Below are 14,781 nucleotides of genomic sequence, written 5' to 3' on the forward strand. Positions count from 1 at the left end.
CGGGCTCTGCCACCAGTGTCCCCAGCGCCCTCCGGGACCAGACTCGGAGTATGACCACATTCCTGGAAGCTGCGGCGCCCGAGGCGACGCCGCGTACGCAGCGGCGGAGCGGGCAGAGCACCTTCCGGCCCCTGATCAACCGAATCAAATCCAGCGGCCTCATGGGCGGCGCGACCCGGTTCTACGTCGTCACGGGCATCGCGCTCGTGGTCGCGACGGCCGCCATCGTCGCCGGCCTGGTGCTGCTGTCGGGCAGCTGGTGGGCGCTCCTGCTGGCACCACTGCTGGCCATCGTCTGGGGACAGATCAGCTTCGTCGCCCATGATGCCGGGCACAAGCAGCTCCCCGGCCCGCGCTCCCTGAGCCACCGCGTCGGCCTCGTCGCCGCGAACGTCCTGCTCGGCGTCAGCTTCGGCTACTGGAACGACAAGCATGACCGGCATCACGCCAACCCCAACCACGAGGGTCTCGATCCCGACGTGGCCGAGGGCATCATCACCTGGTCCGAGCGCCAGCACGCGAAGAAGACCGGTCTGGGTCTGTGGATGGCGCGTCACCAGGCCGGCCTGTTCTTCCCGCTGCTGACCTTCCAGGGCTGGGGCCTCCAGGTCGAGGGCATCAACTGGCTGCGCCGTCGTCCCCGTGGCAGCCGGCTGGTCGAAGGACTCCTGCTGACCCTGCACTTCGCGCTCTACTTCGGCCTGCTGCTCTGGTTCCTCTCGCCCCTCCAGGCGCTCGCCTTCCTGGCGATCCACGAAGGCATCTGGGGCTTCATGCTCGCCTCGGTCTTCGCCCCGAACCACAAGGGCATGGAGATGCTCGACATCACCGACACCGAGAAGCTCGACCACCTGCAGAAGCAGGTGCCGACCTCCCGCAACATCATCGGTTCGCCCGTGGTCGACTTCTTCATGGGCGGCCTGAACTACCAGGTCGAGCACCACCTGTTCCCGTCGATGCCGCGAGCCCACCTCAAGGACGCCCAGCCGATCGTCGAGGAGTACTGCCACGAGATCGACCTGCCGTACGTGAAGGTCGGTGTCACCGAGTCGTACGGTCAGATCCTGCGCTACCTGCACGCGGTCGGCACCGGTCAGCGGCCCGAGCGGCTCGTCTGACGGTCGGCGTCCGCAGTGAGTGCCACCAGCCAGGCGACCTTGCGCCCGAGCGCGAACCCGCTCAGGTCCGGGACGCGGACCAGGTACTCGTCCTCCACCAGCATGTTCAGCAGCCGGTAGGCGGTGGCCTTCGGCATCCCCAGGTGCCGGGCGACCTCGGTGCCGGTGACGCCGGCACCGCAGCGGGCCACCTCCTCCAGGACGGCGAACGCGTTGCGTACGGCCTGGGGCTGGCGGGCCCGCAGCCCCACTCCGTCGTCAGGATCGGGGCTCATACGGACGGCTCCTCGCCGCCGAGCACGTCACGCGTCGTCGGGACGTCATAGCGGCCCCACCACCCCGGCGGCCGGCGCCGTACAATCTCCCACCCGGTCAGCACCAGCAGGAGCGGCCCGATCACCCCGATCCAGGCACCCCAGCGGTCGGTGGGCTGCACCGGCCCCGCGACGAAACCGAGCCACACGGCGGCCAGCCCCAGGGCCGTCCCGATCGACCCCAGCACGGGGGCGGCGGTGACCTCGCCGATCCGGCGCAGGAACAGCGGCACGGCGACCGCGGTGAGCAGGTAGGCGAGGACGTACGCCGACGCGGCCGCCGAGGTGGCGATCGAGACCACCGCCCAGGGACCGGCCAGCGCGACGGCCCCCGCCGTGAGCGCGAGGATCGGCACGGCCGTCACCAGGACCGCCGTGACCGGACTGCCCTGGTCCGTGATCCGGCCGACCGCTCCGGGAAGGATGCCGTCCTTCGCCAGGACGAGGAAGAGACGGGACAGCGCCGTCAGCGACGCCAGCGCACAGGCCGTGAAGCCCAGGATGCCGGCCAGCGCCAGCGCCGGGGTCCACCACGTCCCGCTCGCCTGGAGGACGCCCGTCTGGAGGGCGCCGGCTCCGGCCCGCAGTGCCGCCGTCACCGTCAGCAACTGCACGACCGCGACCACCAGGACGCTGGCCGACAGCACGCGAGGGATCGTCCGCAACGGCCGTCGGGTCTCGGCGCCCACGAACGACGCGTGGTCGAACCCGATGAACGCCGCCACCGTGATCATCACACCTGCCGCCACTCCTCCCGGATGCGCCACGGTGGGGCTGGCCGCCGACGTCGCCGCGGCCTGCCCCCAGCCGCCGAGCAGCACTCCGAGCACCGGCACCAGCAGCACCACCAACGCCCCGGCCTCGACAGCCAGCATCACCCGGGAGGAGAGCGAGATCCGCCGGACGAGCAGGCCGAGACAGCCCAGGCCCACGGCCAGGACGGTCCCCACCGGCACCAGCGGTGACACCGGCGCGCCCACGGATGCCGCGAACCGTGCGACGTAGAACCCTGCTCCCGCCAGGGCGGTGACCCCGACCAACCCGTACGCTCCGGTCAGGAAGGCCGCCGTGGCCAGCGTCATCACCCGCCCCGGTGCCCGTGACGTGTCGACCGACTGGGCGACGTACGTGTAGAGCGACCCGGAGCCGCTCAGCCGGCGGGCGAACACCCCGACCAGCAGCGCCATCGCGAGGGCCAGTCCGGCCGCGAGCAGCACCGCGATCCAGGCCTGCGCGCCGCTGTGCTGGAGCAACAGGGGCGGCAGGGTGAGGCCGGCCGCTGTCGGCGCGGAGGCGGCGATCGAGCCGGCCAGGGCGTCGACCGGGCGTAGCGAGCGCCGCCGCAGACCGGCCAATGGCGATGACGTCGCGAACTGCGGTGCGGGCGTCGGGGACGCGATCTCGTCCTGGAGGCTCCTCATGGCCGGGGAGCGTAGGAATCCCGTATGTCCCCGGTGTTACGTACGGATGAATCCGGGAACACTCCCCCGCATCCGCGCCGGTCTCATTTGGACGTCGTGCCGGGTTCACCGCACCGGTGAGCCGCTGAAACACGGCGTCCGCACCATCGTCGCCATGACATCACTCGCACCGGATACGGCGACCACCACCGCCGCCGATCATCGTCTCGCAGGTTCCCTCGGGCCCGGCTCGATCGTGTTCATGGTCGTCGCCGCCGCAGCCCCTCTCACCGTCATCGCCGGCGGAGCACCGCTCGGCATCCTCCTCGGCAACGGCGCCGGCTACCCGGCGATGTTCGCCGCCGTCGCCGTCGTCCTCCTCATCTTCTCCGCCGGGCTGAGCACGATGAGCCGCCTCGTGCCCAAGCCCGGCGCCTTCTTCACGTACGTCGGCTACGGCCTCAACCGCCGCTGGGGCCTGGGCGCCGCCTACCTCGCGCTCCTCACGTACACAGCCGTCCAGATCGCCGTGTACGCCTACCTGGGCTTCAGCCTCAACCTCACCGTCACCTCGCTCGGCGGGCCGTCACTGCCCTGGGGCGTCTACACGCTGGCCATCGTCGCCCTGGTCGGCTACCTCGGCTACCGGCACATCGAACTGAGCTCGAAGGTGCTCGGCGTCCTCCTCGTCGGCGAGATCCTCATCGTCCTCGCCCTCGGCGCCGTCGTGATCGGCACGGGCGGGGCCGAAGGGCTCTCGCTGGCCCCCTTCTCGCCCGCCGCCATGACGTCGGGTGCGCCGGGCGTCGGACTGATGTTCGCCGCCGCCGGCTTCATCGGCTTCGAGTCGACCGCCATCTATCGCGACGAGGCCAAGGATCCCGAACGGACGATCCCCCGCGCGACGTACGCCGCGGTCATCCTGATCGGCGTCTTCTACACCTTCGGCGCCTGGGTGCTGGTGATGGCCGAGGGCCCGAGCCGGGTCCTCGAGGTCGCCGCGCAGGATCCCGGTGCGATGGTGATCAACACCACCGCCCACTACCTCGGCCCGATCGGTGGGGTCATCGTCAACGCCCTGCTGCTGACGTCGCTGTTCGCCTGCGTGCTGTCGTTCCACAACGTCATCGCCCGCTACCAGCACTCGATGGCGCACGCCGGCACCCTGCCCGCCGTCATCAAGGGCGTCCACCCGGTGCACGGCTCCCCGGCGCCGTCCTCGCTCGCCCAGACGATCACGGCGGCCGTCCTCATCATCGGTCTGGCGTTGGCGGGTCTCGACCCGGTGCTCGCCGTCTTCACCTGGTTCTCCGGGGTCTCCACGCTGGGCGTCGTCGTCCTGATGGCGATGACCTCACTCGCCGTGCTGGTGTTCTTCGCCCGGCACCGGGACATCGTCGGCTCCGTCTGGCAGACCCGGGTGCTGCCGGTCCTCGGCCTGATCGGCCTGGTCACGATGTCGGTGCTGATCGTCGCCTACTTCCCGGTCCTGGTCGGCGGCGGCCCGGTGCTGACCGCCGCGCTGATCGCCACCGTCCCGCTCGCCCTGGCCGGCGGTTACGCCCAGGCGGTCCATCTGCGGCGTCGTAGGCCGGAGCTCTACGCCGACCTCACCGAGCACATCTCCGCCTGACCTTCCACCCACCAGTCCCCATCGATCCGCAGAGGAGCACCCATGAGCACGACCTTGATGACCAGCACCCCGAACGCCACCCCGGTCACGAGCACGGACCCCGCCACGGAGGCCCCCTCGCCCACCATCGACTTCCGCTATCTGTCCGAGCAGGACATGATCGCCGCCGGCGTCACGGACATGGCTGCCTGCATCGACACCATGGAGGAGATGTTCGCGCTGCTGGCGGCCGGTGACTACCGGATGGCCGGTGCGAACAACGACTCGCACGGAGCGATGGTCACCTTCCCGGACGTGTCGCCGTTCCCGACCATGCCGAAGAACACGGCAGATCGCCGCTTCATGGCGATGCCGGCCTACCTGGGTGGCTCGTTCGGCACCACGGGCGTGAAGTGGTACGGCTCGAACGTCGACAACCGGGCCAAGGGCCTGCCCCGCTCGATCCTGATGTTCACCCTCAACGACACCGACACCGGCGCCCCGCTGGCGTTCATGTCGGCCAACCTGCTGTCGGCCTACCGCACCGGGGCCGTCCCCGGCGTCGGTGCCCGCTACCTCGCCCGCCCCGATGCGGAGGTCATCGGCATCGCCGGGCCGGGCGTGATGGCCCGTACGGCTCTGCGGGCCTTCCTCGTCGCCTGTCCCGGCATCCACACCGTCAAGGTCAAGGGGCGCGGCCGCGCCAGCCTCGAGGCGTTCGTGAACTGGATCGCGGCCGAGCTGCCGCAGATCACGACCGTCACCGTCGTGGACGAACTCGAGGACGTCGTCCGCGGATCCGACATCGTCACCTACTGCACCTCCGGTGAGGAAGGCGACCCGAGCACCTACCCCTTGGTGAAGCGCGAGTGGGTCAAGCCCGGCGCCTTCCTGGTGATGCCCTCGCTGTGCGAGATCGACGAGGGCATGGAGGCAGCCGACGTACGCAAGGTGGTGGATGCGTCCGGCCTCTACGAGGCCTGGGCCTCAGAGACGAACGGGCCGACCCACCACTCCATCCCGATCATCGGGTGCAAGTTCACCGACATGATCGAGGACGGCCGGATGACCCGCGACCAGATGGAGGACCTCGGTCGCATCGTCAACGGCGAGCTGCCGGCCCGCCGCGACGACGAGGAGATCGTCCTGATGTCGGTGGGCGGGATGCCGGTCGAGGACGTGGCCTGGGGCACCACCGTCTACCACCGGGCCGTCGAGCTCGGCATCGGCACGCCGCTGCGCCTCTGGGACGCCCCGGAGCTGGCATGAACGGCGAGGACATCACGGCCGTCGATGTCGTGGTCGTCGGCGTGGGCACGATGGGGTCGATGGCGCTGTGGCAGTTGAGCCAGGTGCCGGGGCTGCGGGTGCTGGGGATCGAGCAGTTCGGCCCCGCCCACACCTACGGCTCGTTCAGCGGCGAGTCGCGGCTCTACCGTGCGGCGGCCAAGGAGGGCCGGATCTACATCCCGGCCCTCCTGGAGTCCCGCCGGCTGTGGCAGGAGCTCGAGGCGGAGTCCGGACGGCGGCTTCTGCTGCCGGTCGGCGCGCTCAGCATCGGCCCGGAGGGGCATGAGGACCTCGCGTCCACCCTGGCCGCCATCAGGGAGTACGACCTGCCGCACCGGGTGCTCGACGCGGCAGAGCTGGCGGCGACGTACCCGCAGTTCGCCGTACGCCCCGGGGACATCGGCATCCTCGACGAGCTGGGGGGCGGGCTGCGCCCGGAGCTGGCGGTGATGAGCGCCACTGAGCGGGCCGTCGCCAGGGGTGCGGAGGTCCGCTACCACACGGAAGTACTCGGCCTGGCTGAGGACGGTGACGGGGTGACGGTGTCCACCAGCACGGGCACGATCCGGGCACGGCGGGTCGTGGTGACGGCCGGGTCGTGGACCACCCGGGTGCTGCCCGAACTCCGCTCGCTGATCCATGTCGAGGCGTACGCCCTGACCTGGTTCATGCCCCGCCACCTCGAGCTGTTCACCCCGGAGAGATTCCCGGTGTTCATGCGGGACCTCGACGGCGTGCATGCCTTCGGCGCGCCGAGCCTGGACGGGTACAGCATCAAGATGTGTCCCCACCTGATGTGGCCGCCGCTGGACCATCCCTCCCAGGTGCCGGCGACGATCAGTCCCGAACAACTGGCCTGGGCCGGGGAGTGGGCCCAGCGGATGATCCCCGACCTCGTCCCGGATCCCGTCCGCTGGTCGGTGCACCACGACTCGGTGTCGCCGGACCACGTACCGGTGATCGATCGGGTCGGCGCCGGACACATCGTGGTCGCGACCGGCATGTCCGGCAACGGGTTCAAGTTCGCCCCGGTGTACGGGCGGGTGGTAGCCGAACTGGCGACGCAGGGCGCCTCCGCTCTGCAGCATCCGATGTTCACGCTGGCCGGTCACCTGGACCGGGCGGGGGTGGCGGCCTGAGGTCCGCCCGGGTCCGCGGGCATGACGGAGGGTGGGGCATGAGCGGGGGCCATGATCGGGGGCGGCACTGGTGGGCCGCCCCCCTCGGGGCCAGGCAGCCGAGACGCCCGCGGACGATGTGCCCCACCGATCAACCGCCCCGGTCGGGCTCCTCGCGGATGGTCAAGTACCTCGCGGACCACATAACGGCAGCGGGGTGACATGAGCATCCGCGAGGACCCTGCAGACCCCACACCATCCGCGGCAGCCCCCGAGCCCCCGGGGGACTGCCTACCGGGGCGCCACTGAGGTCATGAAGCCGAGGCCCTCCCCGGCGACGCCCACCGACTCACCCGCTGCCAGGAACACCGACTGACCGCTGGTGAGGCACAGGTCCTCCCCCGCCTGGGTGAGCACTGAGTCCCCTGCAGGGTCATGAAGATGCGGGGGCTGTCCGTGGCGGGCAGGTCGCGGCGGACGGTCGACGGATCGAGGCGCCACAGCGCGAAGTGCGGGGCGGGCGTGAGGTAGCGCCAGATCCCGTCACCGGCGGCCTCGACCGGCACGAGGGTGGGGACCGACGGCCGTGGGTCGACGACCTCCATCAGGCCGTCGAGGTCGATGTGCTTGGGCGTCAGGCCGCCACGCAGCACGTTGTCCGAGGACGCCATCACCTCGACGCCGGTGCCGGACAGATAGGCGTGCATGACCCCCGCCGGGACGAAGAGCGCCTCGAACGGCTCGAGCCGCAGGCGGTTCATCAGCAGGGCGACGACGACACCCGGGTCACCGCGGTACTCACGGCTGAGCAGCGCGACGGTGTCGCGGGCCTGGGCCACGTCGGCCTCGTCCTCCGAACGCCCTGCCGCCGCACCGGACTCAAGTTCCGCGAGGAGCTCCGCGTCACCGTTCTCCAGCAGGTCCCGGACGATTGCCACCACATCCGCGCCGTCCGCCTCGAGCCGGCCGGCCAGCCGCTCGGCGGCCGAGCCTCCCAGGGCCCGCAGGATCGTGGCACTGCGCGCCGGCTCACGGAACCCGTACAGGGCCTCGAAGGGGTCGAGGGCGACCATGATCTCCGGCTTGGGCCAGTCGTCCTTGTACGTACGCTTCGGGTCGTCGAGGGCGATGCCGGCGCCGTTCTCCCGGACGAAGCCCGCCCGCGCCTGGTCGCCGGTGGGATGCACCTGGAGCGACAGTGCCCGTGCGGCGCTGAGCAACTTCATCAGGAAGGGCAGTCGATCCCCGAACGCGGCCCGCGACCGCTCACCCAGCACGCTCGGGTCAGCGGCGATGGCCGCGTCCAGCCCGACACCGTCGACGGTCGCCGGGCCGCTGGGATGGGCCCCCAACCAGTACTCGGCGAAGGGTTCGGCCGTCGGGCTCTGCCCGAGCAGGTCGGGGATCCGATCGGTCGTCCCCCAGGCGTAGTTCTTGTCGGCTCCGCGCAGGATGTGCATCGGTCGGTACTCCCTTTCCTTCACCTGTCGCCGGTCAGCATAAGGGAGCCGGCTGTACGGGCGGGGCTGCCCCCGCGCCCTACGGGACGGCACAACCCTTCCGAATACCCCTAGGGGTATGTGCTAGCGTGGAGGCCAGACACTCACCTGAAAGGGCTTGACCATGGCGACGCTGCAACTGACGTCGGAGAATTTCGAGGGCACGGTGCTCGGCGAGGGCATCACGTTCGTGGACTTCTGGGCCGCCTGGTGCGGGCCGTGCCGCGCCTTCGCGCCGGTGTTCGAGAAGGCCTCCGAGGCTCACCCCGAGATCCGCTTCGGCAAGGTCGACACCGAGGCCGAGCAGGGCCTGGCGATGGCCGCGCAGATCTCCTCGATCCCCACTCTGATGGCATTCCGTGACGGGATCCTCGTGTTCCGTCAGTCCGGCGCGCTCCCCGCCAAGGCGTTCGACGAGCTGATCGCCGCGGTCGAGGCGCTGGACATGGACGACATCCGCGCCCAGATCGCCGCCGAGCAGGCCGAAGCCCCCGCGCAGGCATGACCACGACCGTACGCCCGAAGGGCGCGACCCTCTGGGGCCTCGTGCTCACCCTGCTTCTCGGATCCTTGACGCTGGTCGGCTGCAGCTCCGGCGGCGGCGTCACCACGGTGACACCGCACGACTGGCTGACCGCCGCAGCGAAGCCCGGAGTCGTCGTCGTGGACGTCCGCACCCCGGCCGAGTACGCGGCCGGCCACGTACAGGGCGCCGTCAATCTGGACGTCCAGGCTGCCGACTTCACCACGAAGATGAACCAGCTCGACAAGACAGCGACGTACGCGATCTACTGCCACAGCGGGAACCGGTCCGCCGCGGCCACGACCGCGATGGGCAAGGCCGGATTCTCGCACGTGTACAACCTCAAGGGCGGGATCGCGGACCTCCAGTCGGCCGGCGCTCCCATCGTGGCGAGCTGATCCAAAGCGATGGCGAACGTCCGGCCCCCGGAAGCCCCGACGCAGATCACGGTCCCGAGCGCAAGCATCAGGTCCGTCCTGCGCGGTTGGCCCCCCAGCCGGTGGGCGGCAGCGGCCGGCGGGGCGGTCGGCACCATCCTCGTCGTCGGCCTGCCCACCGTCCTCATCCCCAACTCCGTCTTCGCCCGAGCCGTCCCGGTGACCTGGTGGGCCTGGCCGACGTTGATCGTGACGGCGGTCCTGGCCGGGCTCGTGGGTGCGACCTACGTCAGGCGTGGCTCGACCTCCGCCGAGGCGCCGTCCGCCAGCCACGGGTCGAAGGCCGGGATGGCCGGTGGGTTGTTGAGCTACTTCGCCGTCGGGTGCCCGGTCTGCAACAAGATCGCCCTGCTCGCCCTGGGCTACTCCGGCGCGCTGCGCTGGTTCGCCCCGGCCCAGCCCTTCCTCGCCCTGCTGGGCATCGGTCTGCTCGCGTACGCCCTGCATCGACGGCTGCGCGGCGACATGGCCTGCGTCAGCCGATAGCTCGAGGCAGTTGCTCCCAGTCCTCGATCGGCAGCAGGTCACGGTCGAGGTCCACACCCTCCGCGGCATCCAGGAGCGTACGCAGCACCGGGTCATCCAGGGACCCGGGCCCCTCGTACACGGAGTAGTACTCGGTCAGGAACCGGGCCAGCAGGTCGGGCGCCGGGTGGGCATGCCGATCGAGTCGGATCAGGAACATCCCCGCGACCCGTCCCGCGCCGGGCTGCAGCTGGGGCTGGACGAACGCCATCGGCAGCAACCGGGCGCCGTGCCGGCCGTAGAACTGGAGCCGGGCCACCGGATCCCCGGTGCCCGGGGTCCCCGGCCACACCCGCGGGTCGTCGATCTCGGCCAGCAGCACGGCGTTCGGGCTGATTTCGGCCATCGACCCCGCCAGGTGGTCGAACAGTTGCGACCCGATCCCGCCGCCGCGGGCCGAGGAGGCCACCGCCAGGTGGCTGAGCATCAGCACCTGGCCGTCCACGTACGTCTCACACAGGTGGATGCCGAGCGGACGCCCGTCCCGCAGGAGGACCCCCGAGGGTGCGGGGTGGTCGCCGGCATAGACGCGGAGGACGTCGCCGATGCTCGGCAACTCCTCCCGCCGGAAGGAGGGGCGCAGCAGGTCGTCGTACACGGCGATGATCTCCGCCGTGGTGAGCGCCGCGAGCGGGAGGATCTTCGTGCCGGGCCCCTCGGCCACCGCCCGCACAGGCGTCGCCGGTGTCGGACGATCCGGGGCCGTGAAGGGACGTGAAGGGGACTCACGGGGGTTCACGGGGCGATCCTTCCTCTCGGCGCAGTCCTCCCCTCCACTGTGCCAGCACGCCATGCCGGGCGCCTCCGGTTTCGGGTGTTCGGCCTTGTCAGGCCGCGGGCTCTGGACGTGGGCGGCCGGTGGAGATCACCGCGATGCCCTCCAGCAGGGCCTGGCCCCCCAGCAGGAAGCCGAGGAGCTGGGTCGAGGCCAGGCCCAGGTGCAGCAGGACGAAGAGTCCCGCCAGCATCGGGACCAGTCCGCCGACGACCAGCCACCAGCGTCCGACCGGGAGTGCCCAGCCGAAGACCAGCCGGGTCAGGCCACTGCCGAGAAGCATCGCGGCGCCGACGAGGGTGAGATCCACGATGCCGAGCACGGGAAAGCGCAGCAGGATGACCAGACCGGCGACGATCAGGGCGGCCCCACCGAGCACCGACTGCCACGAGCCGGCCGATCGGGACGGGGAGAGCGTGGCCAGGAGCACCACCGTTCCGGAGACCAGGGCGAACCAGCCGATCAACCAGACCGACATCGTGGTCGCAAGGGCGGCTTCACCGAGCAGGACCAGGCCGGCAAGCACCGGCGCGATCCCCACCAGCAGGTCCCACCCGGTCGGCTTCCTCGTCGCGCTGGGGACGGCCACGATGTCCATTGCCATTGCCTCCACTCCCTCGTTCGAGCCGCTGATCTGCGTACGATCCCAGTGTCCGTCGACGGTGGGCCGTGCCGGGCACGCGCGACGGCGATCCGGCCGCTGCAGAGACCCCACTGACACGCATCCCCTGACACCGCATCCCCCTGACAACGAGATGGAACGGGCGTTGGATGGGGCCATGAAGAAGCTCATCAACGCACCGGACGCGGTGGTCGCCGACGCCCTGCGCGGCTTCGAGGCAGCGTACGCCGGTCGGGTGAAGGTCGACCACGAGCTGGCCACCGTCTACCGCGCCGACCCACCGCTGCTCGGCACGGTGGGACTGGTCTCCGGGGGCGGTTCGGGGCACGAACCGCTGCACGCCGGCTATGTCGGGCACGGCATGTTGTCGGCCGCCTGCTGCGGCCAGGTCTTCACCTCCCCGGTGCCCGAACAGGTCCTCACCGCCACCCGACGCGTCGACACCGGGGCCGGGGTCCTCCAACTGGTGAAGAACTACACGGGCGACGTGATGAACTTCGAGATGGCCGCGGAGATGGCGGCCGAGGAGGAAGGCGGCCTCGAGATCGCGACGGTGGTCCTCGACGACGATGTGGCGGTGGAGAATTCGACCTGGACCGCGGGCCGCCGCGGCACCGGTGCCACGGTGTTCGCCGAGAAGCTCGCGGGCGCGGCCGCCGAGGAGGGCCGCCCGCTCGCGGACGTCGCGGCGATCGCCCGCCGGGTCAACGAGAACGCCCGCAGCATGGGCATGGCCCTCGCCCCCTGTACGCCACCCAGCGCCGGACGGCCGAACTTCACCCTTGCCGAGGACGAGATGGAGATGGGGGTCGGGATCCACGGGGAGCCGGGCCGGGCAACCGCGCCGCTCGCCCCCGCCGCCGAGATCGCCGAGCAGCTCCTCGCGCCGATCCTCGCCGACCTCCCGTTCTCCCGCGGCGACCAGGTCCTGACGCTGGTCAACGGCATGGGCTCCACGCCCCTGATCGAGCTCTACCTGATGTATGGCGAGGTGGCCCGGATCCTCGCGGCCCACGGGATCCACGTCGCGCGGCCGTTGGTGGGCAACTTCATCACCTCACTCGACATGGCCGGCTGCTCCGTCACCCTGGTCCGCGCCGACGACGAACTCGTCCGGCTCTGGGACGCCCCGGTCGACACCCCGGCACTGCGGTGGGGGCGATGATGACCCCACCGGACGATCCGACGACCCGGGGCACCGCGGCCACGTCCCTGACCGTCGAGGGCCTGACGCGGTGGCTACGAACGTACGCCACCACGATCGCCGACCACGAGGAGCACCTCACCGAGCTCGACGCCGCGATCGGCGATGCCGACCACGGCACCAACATGGCACGTGGGATGACGTCGGTGGCTGCCCTGCTCGACGACCAGACCTTCGAGACCCTCGACGTCCTGGCCAAGAAGGTCGGAATGGCGCTGGTCAGTGCGGTGGGCGGCGCCGCCGGGCCGCTCTACGGGACCTTCTGGCTCAGGTTCGCCCAGCCGCTGGCGGGGCTGGCCACCGCAGACGCCGACCAGCTGAGCCGGGCCCTGCACGCGGCGGTCGACGGCGTACGCCAGCGCGGCAAGGCCGACGTCGGTGACAAGACGATGCTGGACGCCCTCGTGCCGGCCGTGGACGCGTACGACACCGCGATCACACAAGGGGCGGACCTGCCGGTCGCGCTGACCCGTGCGGCCGAGGCCGCCGACGCGGGATGTGCGGCGACGGTCCCCATGGTCGCCCGCAAGGGACGCGCCAGCTACCTCGGCGAGCGCAGTGCCGGTCACCAGGACCCGGGCGCGACCAGTGCCGCGCTGCTGCTGCGCGCGGCGGTGAAGTGAGACCGTCATGATCGGCATCGTCGTCGTCTCGCACAGCCGGCCACTCGCGGACGCGGCGGTGGCGCTCGCGGGCGCGACGGTGCCGACCGGGCCACGACCGGGAGTGGCGATCGCCGCGGGGATCCCCCAGCACGACGACAGCGGAACAGCCTCCCCGAGCTGGGCCTTCGGCACCGATGCCGCCGTCGTCGCGGAGGCGATCACCTCGGTCGACTCCCCGGACGGTGTCCTGGTGCTGATGGACATCGGCTCCGCGGTGATGAGCGCGCAACTGGCCACGGAGTTCCTCGGCCCGGACGTCGCCACGCACGTGCAGCTGTGCAGTGCGCCGCTGGTCGAGGGGCTGATCGCCGCGGTGGTGACGGCCGCGGGCGGTGCTCCCCTGGCCCGGGTCGCCGCCATGGCCCGCGACGGCCTGGCGGCCAAGCAGGACCTCGTCGGTGATCAGGTGACCGCGGGGACGCCCGATCCCCCCGTGCCCACGGCCGACGACGCCCGGCCGACGGTGGTGCGGGATCTCCCGGTGGTCAGCCGGATCGGGCTGCACCTGCGCCCGGTCGCCCGGCTGGTGGCGTTGGCGCAGGCGTACGACGCCGACGTCTGGCTGAGCAACCCCGGCCGCGCCTCCGTGCGAGTGCAGGCCAGCGACATCACCGAGCTCCTCGCCCTGGCGGCGACACAGGGCGACACCCTGCGACTCGAGGCCAGCGGCAGACAGGCCGAGGAGGCCGCCGCGGCGATCGGCGCCCTGGCGGCGAGTGGCTTCGGTGACCTCGACGGGGATGCGGATTTTCCGGGTCCCAGCACAGCCGCCCGGCGTAGCATCGGGGAATGAAGTCCAGCCAGAGCAGCCATGAGGTTCGCGAACAGATCGCCCGCGGGGCGTTCGAGGCGCTGGGCCCCAGTCCCAGCCAGAAGGCCGTACTCCAGGTCCAGTGCAACTCGGCCCACCACCTCGCGGGCGTGTATGCGACCGATGCCGGGCGGGTCTACCACTCGGTCCTCCACTCCACGTCGCACGGCCGCAAGGATTTCGTCGATACCGGGCATCACGCCTCGCAGAGGGGGACCGACTGGTTCGACCTCCTCGACGCGGTGCCCGGCGCCGACGTCCCGGACGAACTCCCCGCCGGCTGCGAGTGTGGCCCCTACACGTTGTCCCGGGCACAGCTCGTCCAGCAGATCGCCGACGGCGAGGGCCGCGTCATCGTCGAGTGAGGCCCACCCACCGGTACCCGAGCGTCAACAACCAAGGAGGACAGCCATGGGCTTCGCCCTGACCATCGATCTGGAACGGCCGTTCGGCGAGGTCCTGGCGGCGACCCGGGGGGCGCTGGCCGCCAGCGGGTTCGGCATCGTCAGCGAGATCGACCTGCAGAAGACGCTGCGGGACAAGATCGGCGTCGACGTCGGCGAACACGTCATCCTCGGCGCCTGCAACCCGCGGTACGCCCAGCGCGGGCTCGAGATCGAGCCGTCCCTGGGGGTGCTCCTGCCCTGCAATGTGGTCGTACGACACAGCGCCGGGCTGACCGTGGTGGAGGCCATCGACCCCGAGACGATGGTGATGGTGACGGAGAATCCCGCGATGGCGGACCTCGCCGACGAGGTCCGCCAGGCCCTCAAACAGGCCTTGGACCAGGTGTCCGCGAGCTGACGGACGGACGCGTGCGGCACCGCGTTCGATTAGCGGGGCGTTCCACCCGAGGGAGGACAATGGG

17 protein-coding genes are annotated in these 14,781 nt (G+C 71.0%); 12 read left to right on the forward strand and 5 right to left on the reverse strand.

Annotated features, from left to right (window positions below):
- Nucleotides 1-50 precede the first annotated feature (50 nt).
- On the forward strand, nt 51-1,118 hold the full coding sequence (locus Rai3103_RS04515; protein ID WP_153571577.1) for a fatty acid desaturase family protein: 1,068 nt from the start codon (nt 51-53) through the stop codon (nt 1,116-1,118).
- On the opposite strand, the gene Rai3103_RS04520 is transcribed toward Rai3103_RS04515, so the two are convergent.
- Together Rai3103_RS04520 and Rai3103_RS04525 are read right to left on the reverse strand one after the other, a co-directional pair.
- Nucleotides 1,094-1,393 carry a helix-turn-helix domain-containing protein gene (locus Rai3103_RS04520; RefSeq protein ID WP_153571578.1) on the reverse strand — a complete coding sequence of 100 codons (300 nt, stop codon included), beginning with the start codon at nt 1,391-1,393 and terminating at the stop codon, nt 1,094-1,096. The two genes, Rai3103_RS04515 and Rai3103_RS04520, sit on opposite strands and share 25 nt — an antisense overlap.
- Nucleotides 1,390-2,853: an APC family permease gene (locus Rai3103_RS04525; RefSeq protein WP_153571579.1), complete on the reverse strand. Its 1,464-nt coding sequence runs from the start codon at nt 2,851-2,853 to the stop codon at nt 1,390-1,392. Before Rai3103_RS04525 ends, Rai3103_RS04520 begins: the two co-directional genes overlap by 4 nt.
- Before the next feature lie 154 nt (nt 2,854-3,007).
- Here Rai3103_RS04525 and Rai3103_RS04530 point away from each other — a divergent pair, with 154 nt between their 5' ends.
- From Rai3103_RS04530 to solA, 3 genes are read left to right on the forward strand one after another with little or no spacing between them, the layout of a single operon-like run.
- Nucleotides 3,008-4,465 carry an APC family permease gene (locus Rai3103_RS04530; protein ID WP_153571580.1) on the forward strand — a complete coding sequence of 486 codons (1,458 nt, stop codon included), beginning with the start codon at nt 3,008-3,010 and terminating at the stop codon, nt 4,463-4,465.
- A gap of 42 nt (nt 4,466-4,507) precedes the next feature.
- Nucleotides 4,508-5,713 (forward strand): ornithine cyclodeaminase family protein, encoded by a 1,206-nt coding sequence (locus Rai3103_RS04535; RefSeq protein ID WP_228489166.1) that lies wholly within the window; start codon nt 4,508-4,510, stop codon nt 5,711-5,713.
- Nucleotides 5,710-6,873: an N-methyl-L-tryptophan oxidase gene (solA, locus tag Rai3103_RS04540; protein ID WP_153571581.1), complete on the forward strand. Its 1,164-nt coding sequence runs from the start codon at nt 5,710-5,712 to the stop codon at nt 6,871-6,873. The genes Rai3103_RS04535 and solA overlap by 4 nt, the downstream gene beginning before the upstream one ends.
- Before the next feature lie 290 nt (nt 6,874-7,163).
- On the opposite strand, the gene manA is transcribed toward solA, so the two are convergent.
- Nucleotides 7,164-8,312 carry a mannose-6-phosphate isomerase, class I gene (gene manA / locus Rai3103_RS04545; RefSeq protein WP_153571582.1) on the reverse strand — a complete coding sequence of 383 codons (1,149 nt, stop codon included), beginning with the start codon at nt 8,310-8,312 and terminating at the stop codon, nt 7,164-7,166.
- A 163-nt stretch (nt 8,313-8,475) separates the two neighbouring features.
- Between manA and trxA the strand changes: the two genes are divergently transcribed.
- The 3 genes from trxA to Rai3103_RS04560 are packed head-to-tail and all read left to right on the forward strand — an operon-like array spanning nt 8,476 to nt 9,797.
- Nucleotides 8,476-8,856, forward strand: coding sequence for a thioredoxin (trxA, locus tag Rai3103_RS04550; RefSeq protein ID WP_153571583.1), 381 nt, complete (start codon nt 8,476-8,478; stop codon nt 8,854-8,856).
- Nucleotides 8,853-9,272, forward strand: coding sequence for a rhodanese-like domain-containing protein (locus Rai3103_RS04555; protein WP_153571584.1), 420 nt, complete (start codon nt 8,853-8,855; stop codon nt 9,270-9,272). Before trxA ends, Rai3103_RS04555 begins: the two co-directional genes overlap by 4 nt.
- Before the next feature lie 9 nt (nt 9,273-9,281).
- Complete coding sequence (locus tag Rai3103_RS04560) at nt 9,282-9,797, forward strand: hypothetical protein (protein WP_228489167.1); 516 nt, start codon at nt 9,282-9,284, stop codon at nt 9,795-9,797.
- Here Rai3103_RS04560 and Rai3103_RS04565 read toward each other — a convergent pair.
- Together Rai3103_RS04565 and Rai3103_RS04570 are read right to left on the reverse strand one after the other, a co-directional pair.
- Nucleotides 9,787-10,575, reverse strand: coding sequence for a GNAT family N-acetyltransferase (locus Rai3103_RS04565; RefSeq protein ID WP_153571585.1), 789 nt, complete (start codon nt 10,573-10,575; stop codon nt 9,787-9,789). The two genes, Rai3103_RS04560 and Rai3103_RS04565, sit on opposite strands and share 11 nt — an antisense overlap.
- Before the next feature lie 88 nt (nt 10,576-10,663).
- Nucleotides 10,664-11,215 (reverse strand): HdeD family acid-resistance protein, encoded by a 552-nt coding sequence (locus Rai3103_RS04570; RefSeq protein ID WP_194793266.1) that lies wholly within the window; start codon nt 11,213-11,215, stop codon nt 10,664-10,666.
- A 175-nt stretch (nt 11,216-11,390) separates the two neighbouring features.
- Here Rai3103_RS04570 and dhaK point away from each other — a divergent pair, with 175 nt between their 5' ends.
- From dhaK to Rai3103_RS04595, 5 genes are read left to right on the forward strand one after another with little or no spacing between them, the layout of a single operon-like run.
- The gene (gene dhaK / locus Rai3103_RS04575; RefSeq protein WP_153571587.1) at nt 11,391-12,398 is read left to right on the forward strand and encodes a dihydroxyacetone kinase subunit DhaK; all 1,008 of its coding nucleotides are present in this window, start codon (nt 11,391-11,393) and stop codon (nt 12,396-12,398) included.
- Nucleotides 12,395-13,060, forward strand: coding sequence for a dihydroxyacetone kinase subunit DhaL (dhaL, locus tag Rai3103_RS04580; protein WP_228489168.1), 666 nt, complete (start codon nt 12,395-12,397; stop codon nt 13,058-13,060). The genes dhaK and dhaL overlap by 4 nt, the downstream gene beginning before the upstream one ends.
- Nucleotides 13,061-13,067: 7 nt before the next feature.
- Nucleotides 13,068-13,895, forward strand: coding sequence for an HPr family phosphocarrier protein (locus Rai3103_RS04585; RefSeq protein ID WP_153571588.1), 828 nt, complete (start codon nt 13,068-13,070; stop codon nt 13,893-13,895).
- Nucleotides 13,892-14,278, forward strand: a complete 387-nt coding sequence (locus Rai3103_RS04590; RefSeq protein WP_153571589.1) for a hypothetical protein — start codon at nt 13,892-13,894, stop codon at nt 14,276-14,278. Before Rai3103_RS04585 ends, Rai3103_RS04590 begins: the two co-directional genes overlap by 4 nt.
- Nucleotides 14,279-14,324: 46 nt before the next feature.
- A complete protein-coding gene (locus Rai3103_RS04595) occupies nt 14,325-14,717 on the forward strand; it encodes a DUF302 domain-containing protein (protein ID WP_153571590.1) in 393 nt (130 codons plus the stop codon).
- Nucleotides 14,718-14,781 lie beyond the last annotated feature (64 nt).

Origin of the sequence: Raineyella fluvialis (assembly GCF_009646095.1) — a bacterium.
Taxonomy (GTDB): domain Bacteria; phylum Actinomycetota; class Actinomycetes; order Propionibacteriales; family Propionibacteriaceae; genus Raineyella; species Raineyella fluvialis.

What these genes read in the sequence shown, in the direction of transcription:
- Rai3103_RS04515 (WP_153571577.1), top strand. Translation starts at nt 51, where the DNA reads ATGACCACATTCCTGGAAGCTGCGGCGCCCGAGGCGACGCCGCGTACG.
- Rai3103_RS04520 (WP_153571578.1), bottom strand. Translation starts at nt 1,393, where the DNA reads ATGAGCCCCGATCCTGACGACGGAGTGGGGCTGCGGGCCCGCCAGCCC.
- Rai3103_RS04525 (WP_153571579.1), bottom strand. Translation starts at nt 2,853, where the DNA reads ATGAGGAGCCTCCAGGACGAGATCGCGTCCCCGACGCCCGCACCGCAG.
- Rai3103_RS04530 (WP_153571580.1), top strand. Translation starts at nt 3,008, where the DNA reads ATGACATCACTCGCACCGGATACGGCGACCACCACCGCCGCCGATCAT.
- Rai3103_RS04535 (WP_228489166.1), top strand. Translation starts at nt 4,508, where the DNA reads ATGAGCACGACCTTGATGACCAGCACCCCGAACGCCACCCCGGTCACG.
- solA (WP_153571581.1), top strand. Translation starts at nt 5,710, where the DNA reads ATGAACGGCGAGGACATCACGGCCGTCGATGTCGTGGTCGTCGGCGTG.
- manA (WP_153571582.1), bottom strand. Translation starts at nt 8,312, where the DNA reads ATGCACATCCTGCGCGGAGCCGACAAGAACTACGCCTGGGGGACGACC.
- trxA (WP_153571583.1), top strand. Translation starts at nt 8,476, where the DNA reads ATGGCGACGCTGCAACTGACGTCGGAGAATTTCGAGGGCACGGTGCTC.
- Rai3103_RS04555 (WP_153571584.1), top strand. Translation starts at nt 8,853, where the DNA reads ATGACCACGACCGTACGCCCGAAGGGCGCGACCCTCTGGGGCCTCGTG.
- Rai3103_RS04560 (WP_228489167.1), top strand. Translation starts at nt 9,282, where the DNA reads ATGGCGAACGTCCGGCCCCCGGAAGCCCCGACGCAGATCACGGTCCCG.
- Rai3103_RS04570 (WP_194793266.1), bottom strand. Translation starts at nt 11,215, where the DNA reads ATGGCAATGGACATCGTGGCCGTCCCCAGCGCGACGAGGAAGCCGACC.
- dhaK (WP_153571587.1), top strand. Translation starts at nt 11,391, where the DNA reads ATGAAGAAGCTCATCAACGCACCGGACGCGGTGGTCGCCGACGCCCTG.
- dhaL (WP_228489168.1), top strand. Translation starts at nt 12,395, where the DNA reads ATGATGACCCCACCGGACGATCCGACGACCCGGGGCACCGCGGCCACG.
- Rai3103_RS04585 (WP_153571588.1), top strand. Translation starts at nt 13,068, where the DNA reads ATGATCGGCATCGTCGTCGTCTCGCACAGCCGGCCACTCGCGGACGCG.
- Rai3103_RS04590 (WP_153571589.1), top strand. Translation starts at nt 13,892, where the DNA reads ATGAAGTCCAGCCAGAGCAGCCATGAGGTTCGCGAACAGATCGCCCGC.
- Rai3103_RS04595 (WP_153571590.1), top strand. Translation starts at nt 14,325, where the DNA reads ATGGGCTTCGCCCTGACCATCGATCTGGAACGGCCGTTCGGCGAGGTC.